Source organism: Streptomyces sp. NPDC020917 (assembly GCF_044333795.1).
Classification (GTDB): Bacteria; Actinomycetota; Actinomycetes; order Streptomycetales; family Streptomycetaceae; genus Actinacidiphila.
In genome coordinates this window covers 19,853-44,023 of the sequence record NZ_JBIRRR010000019.1, presented here as the reverse complement: position 1 = coordinate 44,023, position 24,171 = coordinate 19,853, and the positions used below count along the sequence as shown (strand labels likewise).

At 74.4% G+C, this 24,171-nt stretch carries 20 protein-coding genes; 9 read left to right on the top strand and 11 right to left on the bottom strand.

What is annotated here, in order from left to right; all coding sequences use genetic code 11:
- Both ACH4TG_RS31315 and ACH4TG_RS31310 read left to right on the top strand, forming a co-directional pair.
- The gene (locus tag ACH4TG_RS31315) at positions 1-684 is read left to right on the top strand and encodes a hypothetical protein (protein ID WP_398245973.1); all 684 of its coding nucleotides are present in this window, start codon (positions 1-3) and stop codon (positions 682-684) included.
- Positions 685-749: 65 nt separating this feature from the next.
- Complete coding sequence (locus ACH4TG_RS31310; protein WP_398245972.1) at positions 750-1,241, top strand: DUF1269 domain-containing protein; 492 nt, start codon at positions 750-752, stop codon at positions 1,239-1,241.
- A 24-nt stretch (positions 1,242-1,265) separates the two neighbouring features.
- On the opposite strand, the gene ligD is transcribed toward ACH4TG_RS31310, so the two are convergent.
- Complete coding sequence (gene ligD, locus ACH4TG_RS31305) at positions 1,266-2,153, bottom strand: non-homologous end-joining DNA ligase (RefSeq protein ID WP_398245971.1); 888 nt, start codon at positions 2,151-2,153, stop codon at positions 1,266-1,268.
- Positions 2,154-2,192: 39 nt separating this feature from the next.
- Here ligD and ACH4TG_RS31300 point away from each other — a divergent pair, with 39 nt between their 5' ends.
- From ACH4TG_RS31300 to ACH4TG_RS31290, 3 genes are all read left to right on the top strand, one after another.
- Entirely contained in the window at positions 2,193-3,251 is a 1,059-nt protein-coding gene (locus tag ACH4TG_RS31300) for a Ku protein (RefSeq protein WP_398245970.1), read from the top strand.
- Positions 3,252-3,389: 138 nt separating this feature from the next.
- Positions 3,390-4,124 carry a GNAT family N-acetyltransferase gene (locus ACH4TG_RS31295; RefSeq protein ID WP_398245969.1) on the top strand — a complete coding sequence of 245 codons (735 nt, stop codon included), beginning with the start codon at positions 3,390-3,392 and terminating at the stop codon, positions 4,122-4,124.
- Positions 4,125-4,216: 92 nt separating this feature from the next.
- Positions 4,217-5,137 carry an NADP-dependent oxidoreductase gene (locus ACH4TG_RS31290; RefSeq protein WP_398245968.1) on the top strand — a complete coding sequence of 307 codons (921 nt, stop codon included), beginning with the start codon at positions 4,217-4,219 and terminating at the stop codon, positions 5,135-5,137.
- A 795-nt stretch (positions 5,138-5,932) separates the two neighbouring features.
- Here ACH4TG_RS31290 and ACH4TG_RS31285 read toward each other — a convergent pair.
- The 7 genes from ACH4TG_RS31285 to ACH4TG_RS31255 all read right to left on the bottom strand — a co-directional run bounded on the left by ACH4TG_RS31285 (position 5,933) and on the right by ACH4TG_RS31255 (position 16,355).
- Complete coding sequence (locus ACH4TG_RS31285; protein WP_398245967.1) at positions 5,933-9,868, bottom strand: ABC transporter ATP-binding protein; 3,936 nt, start codon at positions 9,866-9,868, stop codon at positions 5,933-5,935.
- Positions 9,865-11,250 (bottom strand): LLM class flavin-dependent oxidoreductase, encoded by a 1,386-nt coding sequence (locus tag ACH4TG_RS31280; RefSeq protein ID WP_398245966.1) that lies wholly within the window; start codon positions 11,248-11,250, stop codon positions 9,865-9,867. Before ACH4TG_RS31280 ends, ACH4TG_RS31285 begins: the two co-directional genes overlap by 4 nt.
- On the bottom strand, positions 11,234-12,160 hold the full coding sequence (locus ACH4TG_RS31275) for an ABC transporter ATP-binding protein (protein ID WP_398245965.1): 927 nt from the start codon (positions 12,158-12,160) through the stop codon (positions 11,234-11,236). The genes ACH4TG_RS31280 and ACH4TG_RS31275 overlap by 17 nt, the downstream gene beginning before the upstream one ends.
- Positions 12,136-13,017: an ABC transporter permease gene (locus ACH4TG_RS31270; protein WP_398245964.1), complete on the bottom strand. Its 882-nt coding sequence runs from the start codon at positions 13,015-13,017 to the stop codon at positions 12,136-12,138. The genes ACH4TG_RS31275 and ACH4TG_RS31270 overlap by 25 nt, the downstream gene beginning before the upstream one ends.
- Entirely contained in the window at positions 13,014-14,078 is a 1,065-nt protein-coding gene (locus tag ACH4TG_RS31265; RefSeq protein WP_398245963.1) for an ABC transporter substrate-binding protein, read from the bottom strand. Before ACH4TG_RS31265 ends, ACH4TG_RS31270 begins: the two co-directional genes overlap by 4 nt.
- 92 nt (positions 14,079-14,170) lie before the next feature.
- On the bottom strand, positions 14,171-14,683 hold the full coding sequence (locus tag ACH4TG_RS31260) for a flavin reductase family protein (RefSeq protein ID WP_398245962.1): 513 nt from the start codon (positions 14,681-14,683) through the stop codon (positions 14,171-14,173).
- Between the two features lie 487 nt (positions 14,684-15,170).
- Positions 15,171-16,355, bottom strand: a complete 1,185-nt coding sequence (locus ACH4TG_RS31255; RefSeq protein ID WP_398245961.1) for an ROK family protein — start codon at positions 16,353-16,355, stop codon at positions 15,171-15,173.
- 506 nt (positions 16,356-16,861) lie between these two features.
- Between ACH4TG_RS31255 and ACH4TG_RS31250 the strand changes: the two genes are divergently transcribed.
- The gene (locus ACH4TG_RS31250; RefSeq protein ID WP_398245960.1) at positions 16,862-17,500 is read left to right on the top strand and encodes a pyridoxamine 5'-phosphate oxidase family protein; all 639 of its coding nucleotides are present in this window, start codon (positions 16,862-16,864) and stop codon (positions 17,498-17,500) included.
- On the opposite strand, the gene ACH4TG_RS31245 is transcribed toward ACH4TG_RS31250, so the two are convergent.
- Positions 17,490-18,068, bottom strand: coding sequence for a TetR/AcrR family transcriptional regulator (locus ACH4TG_RS31245; RefSeq protein WP_398245959.1), 579 nt, complete (start codon positions 18,066-18,068; stop codon positions 17,490-17,492). The genes ACH4TG_RS31250 and ACH4TG_RS31245 overlap by 11 nt on opposite strands.
- A 95-nt stretch (positions 18,069-18,163) precedes the next feature.
- Between ACH4TG_RS31245 and ACH4TG_RS31240 the strand changes: the two genes are divergently transcribed.
- Positions 18,164-18,847: an SDR family oxidoreductase gene (locus tag ACH4TG_RS31240; protein ID WP_398245958.1), complete on the top strand. Its 684-nt coding sequence runs from the start codon at positions 18,164-18,166 to the stop codon at positions 18,845-18,847.
- A gap of 33 nt (positions 18,848-18,880) precedes the next feature.
- Here ACH4TG_RS31240 and ACH4TG_RS31235 read toward each other — a convergent pair whose 3' ends face one another.
- Positions 18,881-20,320, bottom strand: coding sequence for a dihydrolipoyl dehydrogenase family protein (locus ACH4TG_RS31235; RefSeq protein WP_398245957.1), 1,440 nt, complete (start codon positions 20,318-20,320; stop codon positions 18,881-18,883).
- A 251-nt stretch (positions 20,321-20,571) separates the two neighbouring features.
- Here ACH4TG_RS31235 and ACH4TG_RS31230 point away from each other — a divergent pair, with 251 nt between their 5' ends.
- Both ACH4TG_RS31230 and lnt read left to right on the top strand, forming a co-directional pair.
- The gene (locus ACH4TG_RS31230; protein WP_398245956.1) at positions 20,572-21,168 is read left to right on the top strand and encodes a histidine phosphatase family protein; all 597 of its coding nucleotides are present in this window, start codon (positions 20,572-20,574) and stop codon (positions 21,166-21,168) included.
- A gap of 309 nt (positions 21,169-21,477) precedes the next feature.
- The gene (lnt, locus tag ACH4TG_RS31225; RefSeq protein ID WP_398245955.1) at positions 21,478-23,022 is read left to right on the top strand and encodes an apolipoprotein N-acyltransferase; all 1,545 of its coding nucleotides are present in this window, start codon (positions 21,478-21,480) and stop codon (positions 23,020-23,022) included.
- On the opposite strand, the gene ACH4TG_RS31220 is transcribed toward lnt, so the two are convergent.
- Positions 22,982-23,893 carry a Gfo/Idh/MocA family protein gene (locus ACH4TG_RS31220; RefSeq protein WP_398246088.1) on the bottom strand — a complete coding sequence of 304 codons (912 nt, stop codon included), beginning with the start codon at positions 23,891-23,893 and terminating at the stop codon, positions 22,982-22,984. The two genes, lnt and ACH4TG_RS31220, sit on opposite strands and share 41 nt — an antisense overlap.
- Between the last annotated feature and the right edge of the window lie 278 nt (positions 23,894-24,171).

The following is a 24,171-nucleotide window of genomic DNA, read 5'->3' as shown; positions in this document are numbered from 1 at the left end:
ATGAGCCGATCCTCAGACATCTCCGCGGGCGCGCCGGCCGGCGCCGGGCCCGGCCCGGTCACCGCCGACGACGTCGACCTCGCCGTCCAGTCGTGCCTCGCCATGCTGCGGCAGGCACCGCCGGACGGCGGGGCCGCGGCCTGGGGCGGCAAGGCCGGTTCGCTGGAGTGGAGTTGCTGGGAGACCGCCGAGCACCTGGCCGACGACCTGTTCGCGTACGCCGTCCAGATCGGCCCGCGGACGCCGCCGCTGACCCGCGATGTGCCGTTCGTCTGGCGGCGCACCACGCCCGGGGGCCCGGCGAACGTCGTCTTCGCGGAGCGGGACGCCGGCGCCGAGGGGCTGGTCCAGGTGCTGGACGCCTGCGGCGCGCTGCTCACCGCGATGGTGCGGACCGCCTCGCCCGAGGTCCGCGCGCACCACGGCTTCGGCGTCTCGGACCCCGAGGGGTTCGCGGCGATGGGCGTGGTGGAGACCCTGGTGCACGCGCACGACCTCGCTCTGGGCCTGGGACTGCCCTGGGAGCCGCCGGCCGGGCCGTGCGCCCGCGCGCTGGCCCGGCTGTTCCCGGACGCGCCCGATGGCGAGGCGCCCTGGCCGGCGCTGCTGTGGGCGACGGGACGCGGTGAACTGCCCGGCAGGCCCCGGCTCACCAGCTGGCGCTGGTACGGGGAGCCTCGCTGACAAATCGGACATAAGGTGCTGGTGTTGCTCCCCCTGAGCCGACCCCACCGAGGAGGCATCCTCCCATGTCCGAACTCATCGTGATCGGTTACGACGACCCCAAGGTCGCCGACGACGCGTACGCCACGGTGCAGAACCTGCAGAAGGACTACGTGGTCAACCTCAACGGGCTGGCCATCGTGTCCGTCGACGCCGAGGGCAAGACCCACGTGGACACCCCGAGCAAGATCGTCGGCGTGTCGGCGGCGTCCGGCGCACTGTGGGGAACCGTCTTCGGCCTGCTCTTCCTGGTGCCCGGCCTCGGCCTGGTCGCCGGCGCCGCCATGGGCGGACTGCTCGGCAAGCTCGGCAAGTCCGGCATCGACGAGCAGTTCCGCAACCAGGTGCAGGCGCTGCTCAAGCCCGGGTCGACGGCCGTGGTGATCATGGCCTCGAAGATCACCGAGGACAAGTTCGCCGCGGCGATGCAGCCCTACGGCGGCACCCTGCTGAAGACCTCGCTCAACGACGAGGACGAGAAGGAGCTGGCCGAGCACCTGGCCGGCGCGCAGAGCTGAGACCGCGCCGGCGGCGGCCCCCGGTCATCCCGGCAGCGCTCCGGCGCTGCCGGGATCGAGCAGCCCTGCCATCAGGTCGCCGTCGGCGGCGACCCGTCCGGGCACGTCGTCGATGGTGAACCCGAGCTGCTCGGGGCGGCGGGCGGCGGCCACCTCGCGCCAGGACACCGGCGTGGAGACGGTCGGCGTCTCCCGGGCGCGGACGGTGTAGGGCGCGGCCGTCGTCTTGCGGGCGGCGTTCTGCGACCAGTCGATGAAGACCCGGCCGGTGCGGTCGGCGCGGGTCATCCGGGAGATGACGGTGTCGGGGTGACGGGCCTCCAGCTCCCGGGCGACGGCCCGGGCGTAGTCGCTGGCGGACCGCGGGCTCGCGCCGCGCAGGGCGGCGAGCAGGTGCAGCCCCTTGGAACCGCTGGTCTTGGCGAAGCTGGTGAGGCCGTCCTCGGCGAGCCGGTCGCGCAGCAGCAGCGCGACCTTGCAGCAGTCCACCACCGTGCGGCCGGGACCCGGGTCGAGGTCCAGCACCAGCCGGTCGGCGCTGCCCGGATCGTCCGCGAGCCACTGGTGGGTGTGGATCTCCACGCAGCTCAGATTGCCCGCCCAGATCAGCGTGGCCAGGTCGTTGACCTGGACCTGCTCCATGGTCTCGCCGCTGTTGCGGACGGTCTCCACCACCGTCACCCAGTCGGGCGTACCGGCCGGCGGCCGTTTCTGGAAGAAGCGCTGGCCCTCCACGCCGTCGGGGGTGCGCACGAAGCTGACCTGGCGCCCGCGCAGGTGGGGCAGCATCACCTCGCCGACCGTCGCGTAGTAGTGCAGCAGTTCGGCCTTGGTCGTGCCGGTCAGCGGCCACAGCACGCGGTCGAGGTGGCTGATCTTGAACCGGTGGCCCCCGACCTCGGTGATCGGCATACCATAAAGATTCCCATAGCCTGACAAAAAGGACATGCTATGCGCAGCGTCTGGTCGGGGAACCTGGCGTTCGGCCTGGTCTCCATCCCGGTGAAGCTCGGGTCCGCGGTCTCCAGCCACAAGATCAGCTTCCGCCAGGTCCACGAGGCCGACCAGGGGCGCGTCCGCTACCAGAAGACCTGCGAGCTGGACGACCAGGTGCTGGCCACCGAGGACATCGGCCGGGCCTTCGAGACGCCGGACGACGAGCTGGTGGAGGTGACCGACGCCGACCTGAAGGCCCTGCCGCTGCCCACCGCGAAGACCATCGAGGTCAGCGGCTTCCTGGACCTGTCGGCGATCGACGCCGTCCAGCTGGACACCCCGTACTTCCTGGCCCCCGCCTCGCCCGCGGCCGACAAGCCGTACGTGCTGATGCGGGAGGCGCTGGCCCGCTCGGGCAAGGCCGCGGTGGGCAAGTTCGCGATGCGCAACTCCGAGCACCTGGCGCTGATCCGGCCGCGCGACGACGTGCTGGTCCTGCAGACGCTGCACTGGCCCGACGAGCTCAACTCCCCCACCGAGGCGGCTCCCAAGGGCAAGGTGAGCGTGAGCGACAACGAGCTGCGGCTGGCCGACACCCTGATCGACGCGCTGGGCGAGGCCGACCTGGACGGCTACCAGGACGAGTACGCGCAGGCCGTGGAGGCACTGGTGGCGGCGAAGCTGGAGGGCACCGAGCTGCCGGTGCCCGCCGGCGAGGGCGGCGCCAAGGTGGTCGACCTGATGGCGGCACTTCAGGCGTCGGTGGACCAGGCCAAGGGCGGTGGCGCGGCGGGCGGGCCGGCCGGCGGGGGCGGCGCCACCGTCCACGAGCTGTCCGCGCAGTCGCGCAGGAAGGGCGCGGCGAAGAAGAGCACGGGCACCTCGGGGACGGGCCGATCGGGCGCGGCCGCGAAGTCCTCGGAGGGGACCTCGGCGAAGTCCGCGGGGAAGAAGCCGGCCAGGAAGACGGCCGCGAAGAAGACCGCCACCGGATCCGGCACGCGCGCGTCCGCGGCGAAGAAGGCCGCCGCGAAGCCGGCAGCCAAGAAGACCGCCCGCCGCAGGACCGGCTGACCGCCGGTGCCCGCGGCCGATCGCCGCGCCGTCCGTGCGGGGGTGCCAGCGGGAATGCGGGGGGCCGCCCGCGGGTTCGCTCCGTTGGTGCCCCGCACCCACCCGCACCGAACGCACGAACGGAAGACACAGGCGACCATGGCGACCAGCGCCCCGGCCGACGACCGGCCCCTTGCCCCGCACGTCCTCGACAACCCCGTGTGGTCCGCGCTGTCGGGGCCGCAGCGGCACCTCGCCGAAGTCACCGGCCGAGGCGGCCGGTTCCTGGCCGATGTGGCCCCGTTCGTCGCGGTGGCCGACCCCGCCGACCCGCGCGCGTGGGCGGATCTGGCCGCGCTGGTCCGGCCGGGCAACATCTTCCCGCTGACCGGCGGGGCCGCGCTGCCCGACGGCTGGGCGGCCCGGCCCGGGCTGGAGGGCGTGCAGATGGTGGCCACGCCCGCGCTGCGCGGCGAGGCCGACCCGCAGGCGGAGCCGCTCGGCCCCGCGGACGTCCCCGAGATGCTGGAGCTGGTGGCCCGCACCCGGCCGGGCCCGTTCCTGCCGCGCACCATCGAGCTGGGCGCCTACTACGGCGTGCGGGACCGCGGGCGCCTGGTGGCGATGGCCGGCGAACGGCTCAGGCCGCCCGGCTGGACCGAGATCAGCGCGGTGTGCACCGACGAGCGGCACCGGGGCCAGGGCCTGGCGGCCCGCCTGGTGCGGCACGTCGCGGCCGGCGTCAGGGCCCGCGGCGAGGTCCCGTTCCTGCACGCGGCCTCGTCGAACACCGGCGCGGTCCGGCTCTACGAGTCGCTGGGCTTCACCCGGCGCAAGGCCACCTTCTTCCACAGCCTGCGCGTCCCCGCCGCCGCACCGGACGCCCTGGGATGACCGGCGGGGCCCGGCCCCTCGCTGCGGGCCCGGCCGGCAGGTGCGGCAGCACCACTCCTCGACGACCGCTCCTCGACGCAAGGACAGCAGCCATGCCCCGTGCTTATGTGTTCCACCGGTTCGGCGGACCGGAGGCCGAGTCGTTCGCCGATCTGCCCCGCCCCGTGCCCGGGCCAGGCCGGTTGCTGGTCGCCGTGCGCGCCGCCGGCGTCAACCCGGCCGACTGGAAGCGGCGCGAGGGGCTGCGCCCGCCCACCGAGCCCGAGCCGCGCTTCCCCGCGGTGTTCGGCCGCGAGGCCGCCGGGGTCGTCGCGGAGGTCGGCGAGGGGGTGACCGGATTCGCGGTCGGCGACGAGGTGTTCGGGCATCCCGACGGCGGTTCCTACGCGGAGTACGCCCTGCTGCCCGCGGACGCCGCGGCCCGCAAGCCCCCGCAGGTGTCCTTCGCCGACGCGGCGACCCTGCCGGTCGCGGCGGGCACGGCCTGGGACGGCGTCCGGCAGCTGGACCTGCCCCGCGGCGCGACCCTGCTGGTCAACGGAGCGGGCGGCGGGGTCGGAACGGCGACCGTGCAGATCGCCGTGCACGAGGGCCTGCGGGTCATCGGAACGGCGAGCGCCGCCAAGAAGGACTTCGTGGAGTCGCTGGGCGCGGTGCACGTGGCCTCCGGCCCGGATGTCGCGCACCGGGTGCGCGCGGTGGCGCCGGACGGCGTGGACGCGGTCTACGACCTGGTGGGCGGTGAACCGCTGCGCGAGGTGGCGGCGCTGGCGGCCGATCCGGCGCGGGTGGTGAGCGTGGCGGACAAGGCGGCGGTCGTGGCGCTCGGCGGGAGCGCGGTGGTCCGCGAGCGCTCGACGCGCGCGCTGGAGGCGGTCGTCCGGCTCGTTGCGGAGGGCGCGCTCGACCCGTTCGTCACCCGCACTTTCCCCCTCGACCAGGCGGATCTGGCCCTGCGCGCGGTGGAGGAGGGCCACACCCGCGGCAAGGTCGTCATCAAGGTCAGCCCCTGACTCCTCGCCCCTCCGGCAACTGGGCTGCCCCGCCTCGTAGTTTGCCGCCTGCGGCGTGCGTTATGGCTGGTCGCGCAGTTCCCCGCGCCCCTGGAGCATCGCCCCTCCGGGGCGGGCATCCGGGCTGCCCCCAAAGGTGCATTGCCGAATGCGCGGTGCGCGGGTGGCTGGTCGCGCAGTTCCCCGCGCCCCTGCGGGATCCGGGGTGCCCCCTGGACTGCCCCGCCGTCGAACGGCCCGTCCAAGCTGGGCGCGGAGTTCCCCGCACTCCTGGAGCATCGCCCCTCCGGGGCGGGCATCCGGGGTGCCCCCGAAGGTGCATTGCCGAATGCGCGGTGCGCGGGTGGCTGGTCGCGCAGTTCCCCGCGCCCCTGCGGGGGTGACCCCCGTCCCAAGTCCTCCCGCAGACGGGGGCCGGGCTGGGAGGGGACGGTGCGGGAGTGTCCCCGCAGGAACTGTGCACACACCCGGCCCACCCCACGAAAGAACCCGCACGCACAGTTCCGAGGAGACACTCCCGTGGCGGCCCCGACCCTACCCACCGAAGGTGCACCGAAAGGGGCGCGAGGAACTGCGCCACCAGCCACAACGACGCCGCACGACGGCAAAGCACACCCGGGGGCACCCCGGCTCCCGAGGGGGCGCGACAAGCCACGAAGAGACCAGCACACGGCCAAGCGCAGCGCGAGGCACCCCGGAAGCCGCAAGGGGCGCGGGGAACTGCGCGACGGGCCACGGCGGACCTGGAGACGAACACCGGGCGAGCCGAGCGCAGCGCAGGGGGCGGTGAATCGGTCAGCGCGAGCTCCCGTCGACGAGCGGGTCGGGCGTGAGCTGGTCGACGGTTGCGGCCGCACCCGTCTGAAGGAAGGCGTCCCACAGCGCACGATAAGGCCCGTGCGCCGCCAGCAGCGCGGTGTGCGTCCCGGACTCCACGACCCGCCCGCGGTCCATGACCACCACGCGGTCGGCCCGCGCGGCCGTGGTGAGCCGGTGGGCGACCACCAGCGTCGTGCGCTTCCGGGTCAGCGCCTCGGTGGCGGCCACCACCCGGCTCTCGGTGGCCAGGTCGAGCGACGCGGTGGCCTCGTCGAGCAGCAGCACGTCCGGATCCACGAGTTGGGCGCGGGCCAGGGCCAGCAACTGCCGCTGGCCGGCCGACAGGCTGCGGCCCCGCTCGCCGACCGGCTGCAGGTAGCCGAGCGGCAGTCCGGCCACCATCTCGTGCGCGCCCACCGCGCGGGCCGCGGCCTCCACCTCGGCGTCGCTCGCGTCCGGCCGCCCGTAGGCGATGGCGTCGCGCACGGTGCCGCTGAACAGGTGGGCCTCCTGCGGCACCAGGCCGAGCCTGCGGCGGTAACCAGCGAGGTCCACGTCCCGCAGGTCGTGGCCGTCGACCCGAACCACCCCCGAACCGGGGTCGTAGAAGCGGGCGATGAGCTTCATGACGGTGGACTTGCCGGCGCCGGTCGCGCCGACCAGCGCGACGGTCTCGCCGGGTGCGATGCGCAGCGAGACGTCGTGCAGCGCCTCCTGCCCGGCGCCGCCCGCATAGCCGAAGGTGACCCCGTCGAACTCCACCTCGCCGCGCAACGAGCCGACAGGGAGGGGGTGTTCGGCTTGCGGGGTGCCGGTCCTGGTGCGCATCAGGGCGCGCAGCCGGCCGAGGCCCACCACGGCCTGCTGGTAGCCGTCGAAGACCTGCGAGAACTGCTGGATCGGCGAGAAGAACAGGTCGACGTAGAGCAGGAACGCGATCAGGGTGCCCGCGGTGAGGGTCCCGGAGCGGACCTGGCTCGCGCCGACCGCGAGGACGGCGGCGGTGCACAGCGTGCCGAGGAACTCCACGAACGGGAAGAACACCGCGATCGCACGCTGCGCCCGCAGCCTCGACTCCAGGAAGCCGCGGGCGAGTTCGGCGAAGTCGCGGGCGTTGCGCTGCTCGCGGCGGAACGCCTGGGTGACCCGGATGGCGGTGACGTTCTCCTGCAGGCGGGCGTTGACCGCGCTGATCCGCTCCCTGGCCTCGTGGTAGGCGGGCACCGACACGCGGCGGAACAGCACCACGCCCCCGGCCAGCAGGGGCAGTGCGGCCAGCAGCACCACGGCCAGGCCGGCGTCGATGGCCAGCAGCGTCACCAGCACACCCAGCACGGTCAGCATGCTGACCACGGCGGTGATCAGGCCGGTCTGCAGGAAGGACGACAGCGCGTCCACGTCGGTGGTCATCCGGGTCATGATCCGGCCGCCGAGTTCCCGCTCGTAGTAGTCCAGGCCCAGCCGCTGCAACTGGGCGAAGGTCTTCACCCGCAGCGTGTAGAGCAGCCGTTCCCCGGTGCGGCCGGTGGTCCGCACCTGGGCGACGCCGATCAGCCAGTCCGCGCCGACCACCGCCGCGGCGGCCAGGGCGGCGGCGACCAGCACCCCGCGGGCGTGGTCGGCGACGCCGTGGTCGACGCCCTGCCGGACCAGGACCGGGACGGTGATCTGGGCGACCGCGTCCAGGGCGACGAGCAGCAGGCCGAGCAGCAGGGCCTTGCGGAACGGCCGCAGCAGCGCGCGGAGGCCGAACTCCGGGTCGGCGGCCCGGCTCTGTTCGGTCCCGACCTTCGGATCTGCGTCCGGCAGCGGGAGTTCGGCGAGCCTGGTGAGCAACTCGGGGGTGGGCGGCGCGGATCCCAGCACGCCGCCGCCGGCTCCGCCGCGCCCTCGTCCGGCAGTGGCCGCGTTCAGAGCCACCATCTGGGCGGCGCGCATCGCCGTACCGTCCTGCTGCTGCGCGGTGTCCTCCTGCGGCCGCCGCCACAGATGGGCGCTCACCGCGGGGCCCGGCTCCGCGGCTTCCGGATCCTCGACGCCGTGCGCCGAGGGCTCCCCGGCCGTATGGGCACCGTGGTGCCCGGCGGCCGTTTCCCCGGCGTCGCCGGCCTCGTCGGCGCCGGCGTCCACGGCGGACAGCAGCGACCTGAACAGGGGGCTGCGCGACCGCAGTTCGTCCATGGTGCCGCTGTCCACGACGCGTCCGCTCTCCAATACCGCGATGCGGTCGGCGAGTTCGAGGGTGGAGCGGCGGTGGGCCACGATGAGCGTGGTGGGGCGGCGGGTGGCCGCGCGCAGCCGGGCGTGGATCTCGGACTCCACGCGGGCGTCGATCGCCGACGTGGCATCGTCGAGCACCAGCACCGCCGGGTCGCCCAGCAGCGCCCGGGCCAGCGCGATGCGCTGCCGCTGGCCGCCGGAGAGGGTGAGGCCCTGATCGCCGACGACCGTGTCGTAGCCCTGCGGCAGCCGCTCGACGAACTCGTCGGCCCGGGCGACCGCGGCGGCCGCCCGCACCCGGTCCTCGCCGGCGTCCGGGTCGCCGTACGCGATGTTGGCCCGCACGCTGTCGGACAGCAGCAGGCTCTCCTCGAAGACGTACCCGATCCGGGACCGCAGCGAGCCGAGGGTGAGGTCGCGCACGTCGGTGCCGCCGACGAGCACCCGCCCGGACGGCACGTCGTAGAACCGCGGCAGCAGCGCCGCGGCGGTGGACTTGCCGGAGCCGGCCGCGCCGATGAGCGCGACGGTCTCGCCCGGCGCGAGGTGCAGGGTGAAGCCGCGCAGCAGCGGCTCGCCGTCCCCGTAGCCGAAGGTGACGTCGTCCCAGCGCACCGCGGGCGGCTCGGGGCCGAGTACGCGCGCGCCGGGCCGGTCGGTGATCTGCGGGGCCTCGTCGACGACCTCCAGCACCCGCTCGGTGCCGGCCCTGGCCTGCTGCCAGACGGTGAGCAGGGTGGCGACCTGGCGGACCGGCGTGACGAACGACCCGAGGTAGCTGGTGAACGCCAGGAACGTGCCGAGCGAGATGTGGCCGTGCAGCGCGAGCCAGCCGCCGAACGCCAGCACCGCGACCTGCCCGAGCGCCGGCACCGCCTGGAGCGCGGGGTTGTAGCGGCTGGTGTACCGCACGACCCGCAGCCGGGAGGCGAACAGGCCGCGGGCCCGCTGCTCCAGCCCGGCCAACTCGCGCTGCTCCTGGCCGAAGCCCTTGACGACCCGCACGCCGGTGACGGTCGCCTCGACGCCGGACGCGACCTCGGCGGCCTGCTGCTGCGCGTGCCAGTTGGCCGGGAACAGGTCGCGGCGGCTGCGCAGCGCGATGAACCACAGCAGCGGCCCGACGACGAGCGCGACCAGGGTCAGCAGCGGCGACAGCACCGCCATGAACACCAGCGACACCAGGAACATCAGGGCGTTGCCGGTCATGTTCGGCAGGAACTGCAGCAGGGTCTGGATGAGGGTGATGTCGGAGATGGAGCGGCTGACGATCTGCCCGGTGCGCAGCCCGTCCTGCTGGGCGCCGCCCAGCCGCAGCAGCGCGGCGAAGGCGTCGTTGCGCAGGTCGTACTGGACGCCGAGGGACAGCCGTCCCGCGCGGTAGCGGCGGACGAAGCCGGCGCAGAACCGGACCGCGCCCAGGCCCGCCAGCAGCGCCGTCCAGGCGGTCACCGACGCGGTCGCGCCGGCGGCGACGCGGTCCACCACGTGCCGCAGCACCAGCGGCAGGGTCGCGGTGGCGAGCGCGGCGGCCACCGCCGCGCCGAAGGCCGCGAGCAGGTCGGCGCGGTGCCGCAGGCAGTAGCCGCCGAGCCGGCGCACCCAGCCGGCGGCGGGCGGCACGGCAGGGCCGGCCGCCGCGGAGTGCGCGGCAGCCGGCCCGTTCGCGGTCGTCCCCGGACAGCCCGTCACCGGGCGCCCGCCAGGGCGATGCCGAGGTGGCCCTCGCCGCTGTCCGCGGGCTCGAAGAGGCGGTTCGCCGGGCGTGGCAGCCCGTAGTGCTCGCGCAGTGTGGTGCCGGTGTACTCGGTCCTGAACAGGCCGCGCTCCTGCAGGATCGGCACCACCCGGTCGACGAACAGCTCCAGGCCGGAGGGCAGCACGGCGGGCATGATGTTGAAGCCGTCCGCGGCGCCGGCGTCGTACCAGTGCTCGATGGTGCCGGCGACCTGCTCGGCGGTGCCCGCGAAGGTGCGGTGGCCGCGGCCGCCGCCGAGCCGCCCGATCAGCTGGCGGACCGTCAGCCGTTCGCGCCGGGCGAGGTCGACGATGAGCGTGAAGCGGCTCTTGGCGCCCTCGATCTCGTCCTCGGTGGGGATGTCACCGGGCAGTTCGCGGTCCAGGTCCAGGGCGTCGGGGTCGACCCGCAGCGTCCTGGCGAGCTGCCGTTTGGCGTACTCGGGCCGGATCAGCCGGTCCAGTTCGTCGTCCAGCGCGCGGGCCTCGGCCTCGGTGTCGCCGATGACGGGCACGATGCCCGGCAGGATCTTGATGCCGTCGGGGTCGCGGCCGGCTGCCACCGCGCGCTGCTTGACGTCCTGGTAGAAGGCGATGCCCTCCTCCAGGGTCTGCTGCGCGGTGAACACCGCCTCGGCGTGGCGGGCCGCGAAGTCCTTGCCGTCCTCGCTGGACCCGGCCTGCACCAGCAGCGGGTAACCCTGCGGCGAGCGCTGCACGTTGAGCGGCCCGTCGACCCGGAAGTACGTGCCCTGGTGGTCGATCCTGCGCACCCTCTCGGCGCGGGCGTGCACCCCGAGTTCCTTGTCGCCGAGCACCGCGTCGTCGGCCCAGCTGTCCCAGAGCTTGGTGGCCACGTCGACGAACTCGGCGGCCCGCAGGTAGCGGTCGCGGTGCTGCGGGGTGTCGTCCAGGCCGAAGTTGCGGGCGGCGTCGGCGCCCGCGGTGGTGACGATGTTCCAGCCGGCCCGCCCGCCGGAGACGTGGTCCACCGAGGCGAACCTGCGGGCCAGGTTGTAGGGCTCGTTGTAGCTGGTGGAGGCGGTGGCGATCAGGCCGATCCGGCTGGTCACGCCGGCCAGCGCGGTCAGCAGCACGGTGGGTTCGAGCTTGCTGCCGGGGCGGCGTCCCGGGTCGCCCATCAGCACCGGGCTGTCAGCCAGGAACAGCGAGTCCAGCTTGCCGCGTTCGGCGATCCGGGCGAGGTTCGCGTAGTGCGCGAGGTCGGTGCCGCCGGAGGCCGGGCTCTCCGGCAGCCGCCAGGCCGCCTCGTGGTGCCCGACGGACATCAGGAACGCGTTCAGATGCAGGTGCTTGCGGTCAGTCCTGCGGGTCATGGGAGTCCTTCTCCTCGTGAGGGCGCTCGGTTCGCCGCGGCGGGTGGACGGGGTCGCCGAAGGGGGGCGGTGCGGCGTGCGGTGCCGGTGTGCGGTGCGTGGCGGCCTCCCCTGCGGGCTCGGACGGGGTGCGGTCCTGCGGTGCGGCGCCGCCGCGTTCGACGACGCCCAGCGCGGCCAGCAGGGTGTCGCGGTACTCCTGGAACCGCGCGTCGCGGCGGCTCCTGCGGGCCGGCAGGCGGACGGCCAGATCGACAGCGATCCGGCCCTCCTCAAGGACCAGTACCCGGTCGGCGAGTTCGATCGCCTCGTCCACGTCATGCGTGACGAGCAGCACCGCAGGCCGGTGCCGCTCGTACAGCTCCCGCAGCAGGCCGTGCATCTTGATCCGGGTGAGCGCGTCGAGCGCGCCGAACGGCTCGTCGGCGAGCAGCAGTTCGGGGTCCCGCACCAGGGCCCTGGCCAGCGCGGCGCGCTGCTGCTCGCCGCCGGACAGCTCGTGCGGCCAGGACCGCTCGCGGCCGGACAGGCCCACTTCGGCGAGCGCCGTCTCGCCGCGTTCCCGGGCCCGGGGGCCGCGGACGCCGAGCACCACGTTGTCCAGGATCCGCAGCCACGGCAGCAGCCGGGAGTCCTGGAACGACAGCGACACCCGTTCGGGGACGGTGAGTTCACCGGATCCGGCCACCCCGTGGTCGAGCAGGGCGACGGCCCGCAGCAGCGTGGACTTGCCGGATCCGCTGCGGCCGAGCAGCGCGGTGAACTCGCCCCGGGCGAGGGTCAGATCGAGCCCCTTGAGCACCTCGCGCCCGCCGAACGACCGGACCAGCCGCACGGTGCGGACGGCGGGGACGGCGGAGGACACGGGGACGGCGGGGGCCGCGGTCAGCCCGCCAGCGTGCGACGCCATGACAGCACCCTCCTCTCGACCGCCCGGACCGCCGCGTCGGAGGCGAACCCGAAGATCCCGTAGGCCACCAGGCCCACGATGATCACGTCGGACTGGGCGTACTGCTGTGCCTGGAACATCATGTAGCCGATCCCGCTGGTGGAGTTGATCTGCTCGACCACGATCAGGCCGAGCCAGGACGCGGTCACCCCCAGCCGCAGGCCGACGAAGAAGCCGGGCAGCGAGCCGGGGATCACCACCGTGCGCAGGAACCGCCAGCGGCCGAGGTCCAGGCTCTCGGCCAGCTCCACGTACCGGCTGTCGATGCCGGTCAGCGAGGCATAGGTGTTGATGTACACGGTGACCGCGACACCGAGGGCGATCACGGTGACCTTCATCTGCTCGCCGATGCCGAGCCACAGGATGAGCAGCGGCAGCATGGCCAGCGACGGGATCGCCCGCTTGACCTGGAGCGTGCCGTCCAGCAGGTACTCGCCGAACCGGCTGAGCCCGGCGGCGATCGCGAGCACCACCCCGGCCAGGACGCCGAACAGCAGGCCGAGGCCGGCGCGTTGCAGCGAGACCAGCACGTTGTCCTGGAGCCGGCCATCGTGGACCAGGTCGGCCGCGGTGGCGGCCACGGCGCCCGGCCCTGACAGGATCCGCGGGTCGAGGTAGTGCAGCGCGGAGGCCGCCCACCACAGCGCGACCAGCAGCAGCGGTCCGAGCAGCCGGCCGAAGGGCACGGCCCTGCCCGGCCCCAGCCTGCGGCGGGTGCCGCGGACCGGCGCGGGAGCGGGGGCGGGGACGGCGACGGGGGCGGGTACGGCGGCCGGCGGCCGGTCAGCGGTGCCCAGGCGGGACAGGGCCTCGGTCATGACGGCACCTGGTACTTCCGCGGGACCGACCGCGCCGCGAGCCCCTCGAACCGCCGGTCGAACAGGTCCTCGGCCTTCACCTTCGGCACGAACCCGCCCTCGGCCAGCAGATCGGCGGTCTGCTGCTCCCAGTTGACCGCCTTGTCCCAGCTCAGCGGGAACCGGGGCGTGTCGAGCGAGGCGACGATGCGCCGGCCGTCGTCGGCCGAGACGCCCTGGTCCTTGACGTAGTACGCCTGGATCCACTGCTCGGGGTGCTCCCAGGCCCACACCACGCCCCGCGCCCACAGCGGGATGTAGCTGCGGATCGCGGCCGCCTTGGCGTCGTTCTCCAGCACCTCGACCGGCGCCCACAGGATGGACAGCAGGTCCACCACGTCGGTGTGCACGCCCCGGGCGCCGTCCTTGCCGTACTGGGCCAGGTACTTGGTGAGCACCGGCTCGCCGAGCGGCGCCACGTCGACCTGGCGGGCCTGGAGCGCGGTCAGGAACTGGGTGCTGGGCAGCGCGACGAGCTTGACGTCGCCGGTCGTCAGCCCCGCCTCCTTCAGGGCCCGCAGCACGACGACGCCCTGCGCCTGCCCCTGGGAGAAGGCGATCTTCTTCCCGCGGAAGTCCTGGGCGCTGCCGATGGCGGTGCCGGGTGCGGTGGCGAACGTGTAGATGGGGTGGTTGCGGGACTGCACCGCGACGATCCGGGCGCCCACGCCGATGGCCTGCGCCTGGATCGGCGGGATCCCGGCGTTGCTCGCCAGGTCGACCGAGTGGGCCCGGAATCCCTGGATGACGTCGGGGCCCGCACTGAGGTTGGGCCAGCTGGACACGGTGAAGGGCAGTCGGGCGTCCAGGCCGGAGTTCGCCAGCTGGAGCTGGGAGGTGTGCACGGCGATCGCGAGCCTGGTGCCCGGCGGCGGCGCGCCGGACGGGAGGGCCCGGGTGGGCAGGGAGGTATCCGCGGCGGTGGTGGCGCGGGCGCATCCCGCGGCGGCGAGGGCGGCGCCTGTGGCCAGGGCGAGGAACGACCGGCGGTGGAGGGGCGGGGGCGGAGTACTGGTGGGCATCGTGGTCCCTGGTGAGTGCCGGAATCCGGTTCCGGTCGGCGGGAGTTCGGGCCGGCGGGCGTGGCCGGACCCTGGGAGGACGGGAGTTCGGGTCAGCGGGCGTTCAGGGAGTGGTAGGCGCCGTCGTGGAACAGCAGCGGGCCGCGGCCCTCGTCGAGCCACGCGTCCTCGACCCTGGCGACGACGATCCGGTGGTCGCCCGCGGGCACGACCTGTTCGAAGCCGACGTGCAGCCAGCCGCTGACGCCGTCGAGGACGGGCTGGCCCGAGGGCAGCCGGCGCCAGCGGGTGGGTGCGGCGAACCGGTCGATGCCGCTGGTGGCGAACCGCCGTGCCACGTCCTCCTGTTCGGCACCGAGGAAGTTCACCACCGCGCTGCCGGCGCGTTCGACGTGCGGCCAGGACGAGGCGGTCACCCCGATCCCGAAGGAGATCAGCGGAGGGGCCAGGGACAGCGAGGTGAGCGAGGTCGCGGTGAAGCCCGCGGGCCCGCGCCCGGAGTCCACGGTGACGACCACCACGCCCGCCGGATGGTTGCGGAAGATCCGTTTGAAGCGCTCCGGGGCGATACCCGGTACGGGAAGCGCGGACACGGCGATGGACAACTGTCTCCCCCTGGTGCAGAGAAATGGGCAGGGCAAAATGTGCGCAGGGCAGGCAGGAAATACCTCACAACGCCCGGAGCACTCGGAAAGCCGAGAAGGACGCGGGCTCAGCAACGCCGGAAAACGCGCGGCACGCGAAATCCCGGCAGCGCGCGACCCGGCGGATCGTCAGGGAACGCGCGGGGGGACGACGGCGGTCCCACCGGCACGGGAAAGCGAGGACACCACAGACCCGCTGGTCAGGCCGCTCGACACGATCCGCAGGAGGCGGGCACGCGACACGCACGGCAGGGGCGACAACACCGGCGCCGGACGGCCGCGGCCACCGGACCGGCGGCGGCGCGACGGGAAAGCGCCGCCGCGGGCCGCCTTCCCTGATTCCGCTGCTCGCTGGTCATGTTTCCATTGTCCTGTCGGGGTTCCGGCGTGGTCAACAATGCAACTCGCTGAATTTAAGCGGGATTTCGGGCCGCCCGTTGCCGGCCGGTCAGGACACCGCCGGCAGCGCGCCGAGCGGGTCGGCGTACAGCGCGCCGAGGGCCACCGTGCAGCCGGCGACGGGCAGCACGGAACCGGTGAAACTGCTGGGCAGGACGGCCCGTTCGGGGTCATCGCACACCCAGGAGCGGGCGGCGACCTCGGCCCGCAGGTCGGCCAGGCACTCCGGCAGCCACCCGGTCCCCGGCTCCACCACCACCAGCACTTCGGGGTCGAACATGTCCAGCAGCAGTGCGGCGACCCGGCCGACGAGCCGGGCCCGACGCCGGAAGAGGGCCATCGCGGTGCGGTCGCCGGCCCGGGCCAGATCGAGCAGGTCGCGGAAGACCGCGACCCGCAGGCCCTGCGCGGCGGCCTGCCGCAGCATCGACGGCTCCGAGACCTCGGACTGCAGGCAGCGCGGGGTGCCGCAGGTACAGGGCTCCGCGGGGACGCCCGCCGCCTCCTCGCCGGGCGCGAGCGGCAGATGGGCCACGCTGCCCGCGGCGGAGCGCGGTCCGCGGTGCACGGCGCCGGCGGTCGCGAACGCCGCGTCCACCACGGCCCCGACGAACAGCAGCACGCTGCTCTCCCTCGCCGCGACCGCGCCGAACAATTGCTCGGCGCGGGCCAGCGCCCGCGAGTGGCTGTCCACCTGGACCGTCAACCCGGTGGCCCCGGCGAGCAGTTCACGTACCGGCACGTCGCGCCAGCCGAGCCGCGGATGGTCGACGATCAGGCCCGCGCCGGGGTCGACCCAGGAGCCGGTGGCGACGCCGAGCGCGAGCACCCCGCGGTCCGCCGCGTGCGCGGCGGTCAGCACGGCCAGCCGTGCGGGGACGCCGTCGAGCACGTCGTGCGGCGCCGGCCGGTCGTGCGGCCGGCGGTCCTCGGCGACGATCCGGCCGCGCAGGTCCATCAGCGCCACCGTGGAGTTGGTGACCGCGATGTGGACGCCGGCCACCAGATGGCTGCCGGTCTCGATCTCCAACGGGATGTGCGGGCGGCCGAGTCCGCGCGGCCCGGCGGTCTCCGGCCGCTCGCGCAGCAGCCCGCGGGCCAGCAGCCGGGCGCTGTGGCCGGTGACCGCGGACGGCGACAGGCCGGTGAGCCGGGCCACGGTGCTGCGGGCCACCGGGCCGTGGTCGAGGACCGCGCCGAGTACCGCGCCGGCGGCGGAGGTCCTGCGCTGCACCGGAGGGGAGGGAACGTCGGCCCGGCGCAAGGGAGTCGGGGCGGTCGGGAGGTTCTGACCATGCGGGGCCGCCGGGACGGCCGGGTCCGAGCTGCGGGCAGGGGTGTCGTTCGGCAGGGTCACGGCGGGTGCCTTCCGGGCCGGGCGGCGGGAGGCACCGGCCGGCGGCCGGTGACGGACCGGCGGGCGGGCGCTCCCGAGGACGCTCCTGTGCGGAGCCGTGGCTCAGACCCGGTGACACGCAGCGGAGCACACGCGCTTGAGGTCGACATGACCCCGCGTCGTCAGATGTGTGGTGCGCTGCATGCCGCGCAACGTAGCCGGTTCCGCCGAAACCGGTCAAACGGCTGACCGCATCGTGGACACGGATGCGCTTACCACGCGGCGCCCGTCCCGCGGGCGGTGATGGCCAGAACCGCCGGACATCTCCCCATTCCTGGCTAGCGTGGCTGACCGCTCGACCACGGGGTGACCACGGAATCCACTCGACGATGAGGGGGCGGCCGATGTTCAGCGGCTCGGGTCCCGAAGCGGTGCCGCCACGTCCCGGCAGCGCGGGAGAGCACGGACTGCAGGAGGAGTTGGGCACGCGGGAGCGTGCCGACCGGTTCTACGCCGACCAGGTGCTGGACCATCTCAACACCAGGATGCGGGAGTTCGCCGCGGAGCAGGAGATGTTCTTCGTCGCCACGGCGGACGGCGGCGGCGAGTGCGACGCGGCGTTCCGGGCCGGACCGGCGGGCGTGCTGCACGTGCTGGACGCCAAGACGCTGTGCTATCCGGAGTACCGGGGCAACGGCGTGATGGCGTCGCTCGGCAACATCCGGGAGAACCCGCACATCGGCATCCTGATGATCGACTTCACCCGCGACCGGATCGGGCTGCACATCAACGGCCGGGCCCGCGTCGTGCCCGACGCGGAAATGCGCGAGCTGCACCCCGGGCTGCCCGAGGACCCGAACCGCGGCCGGCGGCCGGTGGTGTGGGTGGAGGCCGAGGTGCAGGAGGCGTACCTCCAGTGCTCCAAGCACATCCCGCGGCTGGTGCCGGCGCCGCGGTGGCGGTGGCGGCGGCGCGCCTGGGGCAGCGACAGCCCGCGGCGCAAGGGCGGGGACTACTTCGGGGTCCGGGCCGCTAGGCGGTGACGCCCGCGGCGTCCAGCAGGGCGGCGGCGGTGTCCGCCGCGAGCCCGTCGCCGAGGCGCTCCACGCCGACGCCCGCACGCACGCTGGCCCCGTCGTAGACCACCATCAACTGCCGTGCGAGCAGGTCCGGCCGGGCCGCGCCGCCGCGTCCGGCCTCGGCCCGGAAGAAGTCGGCCATGCGCTCCTTGCTGCGGGCGGCCACCACGCTCGCCGGGTGCCCCGGGTCCTTCAGTTCCACCTGCGCGGCGAGGAACGGGCAGCCCTGGAAGTCCGCCGAGTCCGCGGCGTCCGCCAGCCGCTCGAAGACGTACAGGATCCGGGCCCGCGGAGCCTCCGGCTCGCCGGGCCCCGGCAGCAGCCGTGCCTCCAGGCCCGGCTGCTGGCGTTCCAGGGCCGCCGCGAGCACCTCGTCCTTGCTGCCGAACAGCTGGTACATCGAGCGCTTGGAGACACCGGCGGCCCGGCACAGCGCGTCGATGCCGGTGCCGGTGCCCTCGCGGTAGAAGAGCTCCGCCGCGGCGTCGAGCAGCCGGTCGCGCGAGCCGGGCCTGGGCGTGGTGGTGGTCATGCAGCCAGGTTAGCGCCGCGGCTCGACAGCGGAAACAGATCGGTTTACAGTCGGTGGAAACCGATCTGTTTCCTCCTCGTGCAAGGACGCCTCCCATGAAGATCAACGGCTCGATCGCCCTCGTCAGCGGCGGCAACCGCGGTATCGGCGAGCAGTTCGTCAAGGCCCTGCTCGACCGCGGCGCGGCGAAGGTGTACGCGGCCGCCCGCGACCCGCGGAAGGTCACCGTGCCCGGCGCGGTCCCGTTGCGGCTGGACATCACCGACCCCGAGTCGGTGCGCGCGGCCGCCGAGCAGGCCGGGGACGTCACGCTCCTGGTCAACAACGCCGGCATCACGACGGGCGCCTCCCTGCTGGACGGCCCGCGCGAGGACTACCGGCGCGAGTTCGACACGCACGTGCTCGGCACGCTGGAGATGGGCCGGGCGTTCGCGCCGGTGCTGGCCCGCAACGGCGGGGGCGGCATCCTCACCGTGCTGAGCGTGCTGTCCTGGGCCACGATGCCGGGCGCCGCAGCGTACTCGGCCGCCAAGTCCGCGCAGTGGTCGCTGACCAACGCGTGGCGCATCGCGCTCGCCGGGCAGGGCACCCAGGTGACGGGCCTGCACGTCGGCTACGTCGACACCGACATGTCCGCGGCTGTCGACGCCCCCAAGTCGGCCCCCGCGGACGTCGTCCGCATCGCCCTCGACGGCTTCGAGGCGGGCCTGCCCGAGGTGCTGGCCGACCCGCTCTCGGAGTCGGTCAAGGCCGCGCTCGCCCTCCCGCCGGCGGCCTGAGGCACGCCGCCCCGCTGCCGGCGCCGGACGGGCTCAGCCGCGGAGGGTCTCCAGCAGGCGGAGCCAGATCTCGCTGATGGTGGGGTACGCGGGCACCGCGTGCCAGAGGCGGGCCACCGGTACCCGGCCCGCCACCGCGACCGTGGCGGAGTGCAGCAGTTCGCCGACGCCGGGGCCGGCGAACGTGACGCCCGCGAGGACGCCGGCGTCCAGGTCCACGACCATGCGGGCCTTCCCGCGGTAGTCGTCGCCGTAGAGGCTGGCCCCCGCCACGTTGCCCAGGTCGTAGTCGACGGCCCGCACCCGCAGCCCGGCGCGCTCCGCTTCCTCCAGCGTCAGGCCGACCGAGGCGATCTCCGGATCGGTGAAGACGACCTGCGGGACGGCCGCCGCGTCGGCGGTGGCCACGTGCGCGCCCCAGGGGGCGTCGTCCAGCGGCTCGCCCTTGGCGCGGGCCGCGATCACCGCTCCGGCGATCCGGCCCTGGTACTTGCCCTGGTGGGTGAGCAGCGCCCGGTGGTTGACGTCGCCGGCCGCGTAGAGCCAGCCGTCCGCGACCGCGGTCACCCGCAGGGTGTCGTCGACCGGCAGCCAGTCCCCGGGCGCCAGCCCGACCGTCTCCAGGCCGAGGTCGTCGGTGTGCGGGGTGCGGCCGGTGGCGAAGAGGATCTCGTCGGCGGCGAGCGTGCTCCCGTCGTCCAGCACGGCGCACACCTCGCCGTCCGGGCCGCCCTCGCGCGTCACGGACGTCACCGAGACCCCGAACCGGACGTCCGCCCCGGCCTCGCCCAGCGCGTCCGCGACCAGCTCTCCGGCGAACGGCTCCATCCGCGGCAGCAGCCCGGAGCCGCGGACCAGCAGGGTGACCTGCGAGCCCAGCGCCTGCCAGGCGGTGGCCATCTCGACGGCCACCACGCCGCCGCCGACCACCAGCAGCCGCCCCGGCGCCTCCTTGGCGCTGGTCGCGTCCCGGCTGATCCACGGCCGCACTCCGGCGAGGCCCGGCAGCGGGGGCAGCGCTGCCGTGGTGCCGGTGCACACCGCGACCGCGTGGCGGGCGGTGAGCCGCACGGTGCCGCCGTCCGGCGTGGCGACGTTCACCCGGCGGGGCCCGTCGAGCCTGCCGTGGCCGCGGACGAGGTCGACGCCGACCGAGTCGAGCCAGCCCACCTGCCCGTCGTCGTTCCAGTTCGAGGTGAAGGAGTCGCGCCGGGCGAGCACCGCCGCCGCGTCCAGCGGTCCGGTCACCGCGTCGGCCAGGCCCGGCAGCCGGCGGGCGTCGGCGCGGGCGAGGACCGGCCGCAGCAGCGCCTTGCTGGGCATGCAGGCCCAGTACGAGCACTCGCCGCCGACCAGCTCGCTCTCCACGATCACCGTGCTGAGCCCGCCCGCCCGGGCACGGTCCGCCAGGTTCTCCCCCACCGGGCCCGCTCCGATGACCACCACGTCGTAGCTGCGGGTCTCGTCGTCCATACCGGCTCCTGTCCTGGCGTCGCCTGTTCCAACCGATCAGACCGAGGTCACGCGGATGCCGCAACCGCGGCACTGCGCGTCATCGTAGTCACGTCAGGTGACGGGAAGTCCTGGGCGCCGACGAGAGTTCACCTCGGTGCGGAACCTGACCGTCCACCGCCGCCCGGCGGCGGGCGCGGGGCCGTCGCACGTTCCCGAGCGGGACGTATGATCACAACGGCGGCGCCGCGGGGCGTCACGGGAGGTGCCCGATGGGCGAGCTGGTACTGATCCGCCACGGCGAGACCGAGTGGACCCTGTCAGGGCAGCACACGAGCTACACCGACCTTCCCCTCACGCCCAACGGCGAGGAGCAGGCCCGCAGCCTGGCCCCGTTGCTCGCCTCCCGCCACATCGCCTGCGTCCTGACCAGCCCGATGGAACGGGCCCGGCAGACCGCCAAGCTCGCCGGCCTGGAGCGCACCCGGATCGAGCCCGACCTGCGCGAGTGGGACTACGGCGGCTACGAGGGCGTCACCACGCGGGACATCCACCGCACCCGGCCGGACTGGGACCTGTGGACCGACGGCGTCGCACCGGGGCCCGAGGGGCACCCGGGAGAGAGCCCGGACGAGGTCGGCGCGCGCGCCGACAAGGTCCTGGCACGCGCGGACGCCGCGTTCGCCAACAGCGACGGCGGGGACGTCGTCCTCGTCGCCCACGCCCATCTGCTGCGCGTGCTGACCGCCCGCAGGCTCGGCCTGCCCGCGGCCGACGGAGCGCTGTTCCAGCTCGCCACGGGCACCGTCAGCCGGCTCGGCATGGAGCACGGCCACCACGTGCTGACCGCCTGGAACCGCCTGCCGTGAGAACCGCCGCGGGGGCCGGTCGCCGCCCGGCACCGGACGCCGCCGCCTGCCGCGAGGCGCGGCCGGTCCCGCGCTTGCGCGGGCTTCGGGAGCACACCCGCCGCCGGGGATGCGCGCACCCCCGCACCCCCGGGCGCACAGGCGTCTGGCCTGGAGGAAGATGGTCGGAGCGGCGGCGCCGCCCGGTGGACGACACGCCCGGGTGGCGGTGTGTCGGCCCATGTGAGGGGGTAAACAGCCTTGATCACCCCATCGGCCCGGCGGCCCTCGGCGCGGCGGCAGCCGGCGCAAGGACGCGAGGGAGCGCGGATGACGGCCACGACGGCCACGGTCGAGGAGCGGCTGACGGCACGCCTGTCGTCCCGCTGGGTGCGCTCCGGCACGGCCGCGCTGGCCGGCGCGGTGCCCGCCCTGGCGTTCCCCGCGCCCTCGCTGTGGTGGCTGGCGTATGTCGCGCTGGTGCCCTGGATCCTGCTGATCCGCTCCGCCCCCACCGCCAGGCGCGCCGCGCTGGACGGCTGGTTCGGCGGCGCGGGCTTCATGCTGGCCGTCCACAACTGGCTGATGCCGAGCCTGAACGTGTTCATCGTGGTCCTCGCGCTCCTCCTGGGAGCCCTGTGGGCGCCATGGGGCTGGCTGGTGCGGCGGCTGCTGCACCCGGGCGCGAGTGCCGGGCAGGTCGCGTCCGCGATCGTGCTGCTGCCGTCCGGCTGGCTGATGGTGGAGCTGGTGCGCTCCTGGCAGGGCCTCGGCGGGCCCTGGGGGCTGCTGGGCGCGAGCCAGTGGCAGGTCGCACCGGCGCTGCGGCTGGCGTCGATCGGCGGCGTGTGGCTGGTGAGCTTCCTGCTGGTGCTGCTGAACACCGCCGTGGCGGTGCTGGTCGCGCTGCCGCCGGTGCGCCGGCCGGCGATCGTCGCCCTGCTGGTGGCGGCCGTCGGCACCAGCGCGGTGTGGCTGTGGGCGCCGCGCCCGCAGCAGTCCGGGTCGGTGCGCATCGCGATCGTCCAGCCCGGCGTCCTGCCCACCGGCGACAGCCGGCTCAACCGCGAGGTCGAGCTCACCCGGCAGCTCGCCGGCACCCACCCGGACCTGGTGGTGTGGGGGGAGAGCAGCGTGGGCGTGGACCTGACGTCGCACCCCGAGGTCGCCGACCGGCTGGCGGCGCTGTCCGCCGAGGTCGGCTCCGAGGTGCTGGTGAACGTCGACGCGCCCAAGGCCGACGGCTCGGGCATCTCCAAGACCTCGGAGCTCATCGGCCCGAACGGGGTGACCGGGCCGACGTACGACAAGATGCGGCTGGTGCCGTTCGGCGAGTACATCCCGATGCGGTCGCTGCTGGGCTGGGCCACGTCGGTCGGCAAGGCCGCCGACCAGAACCGGACGCCCGGCAAGCGGCAGGTCGTCATGGACGACCGCGGGCTGCGGTTCGGCCCGCTGATCTGCTTCGAGACGGCGTTCCCCGACATGAGCCGGCATCTGGCCGGCAGCGGCGCGCAGTTGCTCGTCGCGCAGTCCTCGACGTCGTCGTTCCAGCACAGCTGGGCGCCCGCGCAGCACGCCTCGCTGGCCGCACTGCGCTCCGCGGAGACCTGGCGGCCGATGGTGCACGCCACGCTCACCGGGATCAGCGCCGTGTTCGACGCGCAGGGGCGGCCGGTGGGCCACCGCGTCGGCACCGGCAGCAGCACCACCGCCGTCTACCAGGTGCCGCTGGCCACCGGCGTCAGCCCGTACGTCCGCTTCGGCGACTGGGTGCCGCACCTGGCCCTGCTGATGCTGGTGGTCGCCGCCGCCTACGAGGGCACCCGGCTGGTCAGGCGGCCGGACCCGGCGCGGTCCGTTCGATCTCGGTGACGATCCGCTCGCACAGCTCGTGGGTGCGCAGCGCGTCCCGCGCGTCGAGGAGCACGCCGCCGCGGACGGAGTCGAGGAAGGCCAGGGTGATCTGCTCGATGCCGCGCTGGCGGGCCACCGGCACCCAGTCGCCGCGCCTGCGGAGCGTCGGCTGGCCCTTGTGGTCGACGACCTCCGCGAGGTTGATCACCTGACGGCGGGTGTCGTCGCCGCTGACGTCCAGGCTCTCCTCGACCGAGCCGCTCATCCGGTTCATCGTGCCGACGGCGGTGAAGCCGTCGCCTGCCAGCTGCAGCACGAGGTGGTGCACCAGCCCGTCGCGCACCCGGGCGTGCACCGCGACCTGGTCGACGGTGCCCGGCGCGAGGAAGCGCAGGGTGTCGACGACGTGCACGAAGTCGTCGAAGACCAGGGCGCGGGGCGCCTCGGCGAGCCCGATCCGGTTCTTCTGCATGAGCAGCAGGTGCCGCGGGTGGTCCAGGCACTGCAGGTAGCCGGGCGCGTAGCGGCGGTTGAAGCCGACCATCAGCGACACGCCCCGCTGCTCGGCCAGTTCCACCACGCGGCGGGCCCCGGCCAGGTCGTAGGCGAGCGGCTTGTCGACGTAGACCGGGACGCCCGCCTCGATGAGGCGCTCGGCGATCGCCACATGGTGGTCGGTCGGGGCGTGCACGAACGCGGCGTCCAGGTCCTGGTCGAGCAGCGAGTCCAGGGTGGTGTGGCGGTGCGGCAGCCGGTAGGCGTCGCCGATGCGCTCCAGCGTCGCCGGCGTGCGGGTCTGCAGGTGCAGCTCCAGGCCGGGTTGGGTGGCGAGCACCGGCAGATACGCCTTCTGCGCGATGTCACCGAGACCGATGACGCCGATCTTCAGCGGGGCGGTGCCGGATGCCATGCGTGCTCCTGTCGTCTGCCGTTGCCTCGGCGGCCCGCCGTCGGCTGCTCCGCCGCCGGGCCGGCCGCGCGGTCCGCCGCCGGAGCGGCGGCTCGTACCGTGCCGCGGGCGCCCCGCGCGGGCGTCACCGCAGCATACGGGCAGGGCGTGGGCGTCCTGCGGGCCCCTGGCGCACCCCGGCCGACGCGTACAGGCCGACGTGCACCGGCCGACGTGCCCCGGCCGACGTGCCCCGCCGATGTCAACCGGCCATCCGC

Excerpts from the sequence above, each read along its gene's own strand:
- ACH4TG_RS31315 (WP_398245973.1), top strand. The coding sequence starts at position 1 with ATGAGCCGATCCTCAGACATCTCCGCGGGCGCGCCGGCCGGCGCCGGG.
- ACH4TG_RS31310 (WP_398245972.1), top strand. The coding sequence starts at position 750 with ATGTCCGAACTCATCGTGATCGGTTACGACGACCCCAAGGTCGCCGAC.
- ligD (WP_398245971.1), bottom strand. The coding sequence starts at position 2,153 with ATGCCGATCACCGAGGTCGGGGGCCACCGGTTCAAGATCAGCCACCTC.
- ACH4TG_RS31300 (WP_398245970.1), top strand. The coding sequence starts at position 2,193 with ATGCGCAGCGTCTGGTCGGGGAACCTGGCGTTCGGCCTGGTCTCCATC.
- ACH4TG_RS31295 (WP_398245969.1), top strand. The coding sequence starts at position 3,390 with ATGGCGACCAGCGCCCCGGCCGACGACCGGCCCCTTGCCCCGCACGTC.
- ACH4TG_RS31290 (WP_398245968.1), top strand. The coding sequence starts at position 4,217 with ATGCCCCGTGCTTATGTGTTCCACCGGTTCGGCGGACCGGAGGCCGAG.
- ACH4TG_RS31280 (WP_398245966.1), bottom strand. The coding sequence starts at position 11,250 with ATGACCCGCAGGACTGACCGCAAGCACCTGCATCTGAACGCGTTCCTG.
- ACH4TG_RS31275 (WP_398245965.1), bottom strand. The coding sequence starts at position 12,160 with ATGGCGTCGCACGCTGGCGGGCTGACCGCGGCCCCCGCCGTCCCCGTG.
- ACH4TG_RS31270 (WP_398245964.1), bottom strand. The coding sequence starts at position 13,017 with ATGACCGAGGCCCTGTCCCGCCTGGGCACCGCTGACCGGCCGCCGGCC.
- ACH4TG_RS31265 (WP_398245963.1), bottom strand. The coding sequence starts at position 14,078 with ATGCCCACCAGTACTCCGCCCCCGCCCCTCCACCGCCGGTCGTTCCTC.
- ACH4TG_RS31250 (WP_398245960.1), top strand. The coding sequence starts at position 16,862 with ATGTTCAGCGGCTCGGGTCCCGAAGCGGTGCCGCCACGTCCCGGCAGC.
- ACH4TG_RS31245 (WP_398245959.1), bottom strand. The coding sequence starts at position 18,068 with ATGACCACCACCACGCCCAGGCCCGGCTCGCGCGACCGGCTGCTCGAC.
- ACH4TG_RS31240 (WP_398245958.1), top strand. The coding sequence starts at position 18,164 with ATGAAGATCAACGGCTCGATCGCCCTCGTCAGCGGCGGCAACCGCGGT.
- ACH4TG_RS31235 (WP_398245957.1), bottom strand. The coding sequence starts at position 20,320 with ATGGACGACGAGACCCGCAGCTACGACGTGGTGGTCATCGGAGCGGGC.
- ACH4TG_RS31230 (WP_398245956.1), top strand. The coding sequence starts at position 20,572 with ATGGGCGAGCTGGTACTGATCCGCCACGGCGAGACCGAGTGGACCCTG.
- lnt (WP_398245955.1), top strand. The coding sequence starts at position 21,478 with ATGACGGCCACGACGGCCACGGTCGAGGAGCGGCTGACGGCACGCCTG.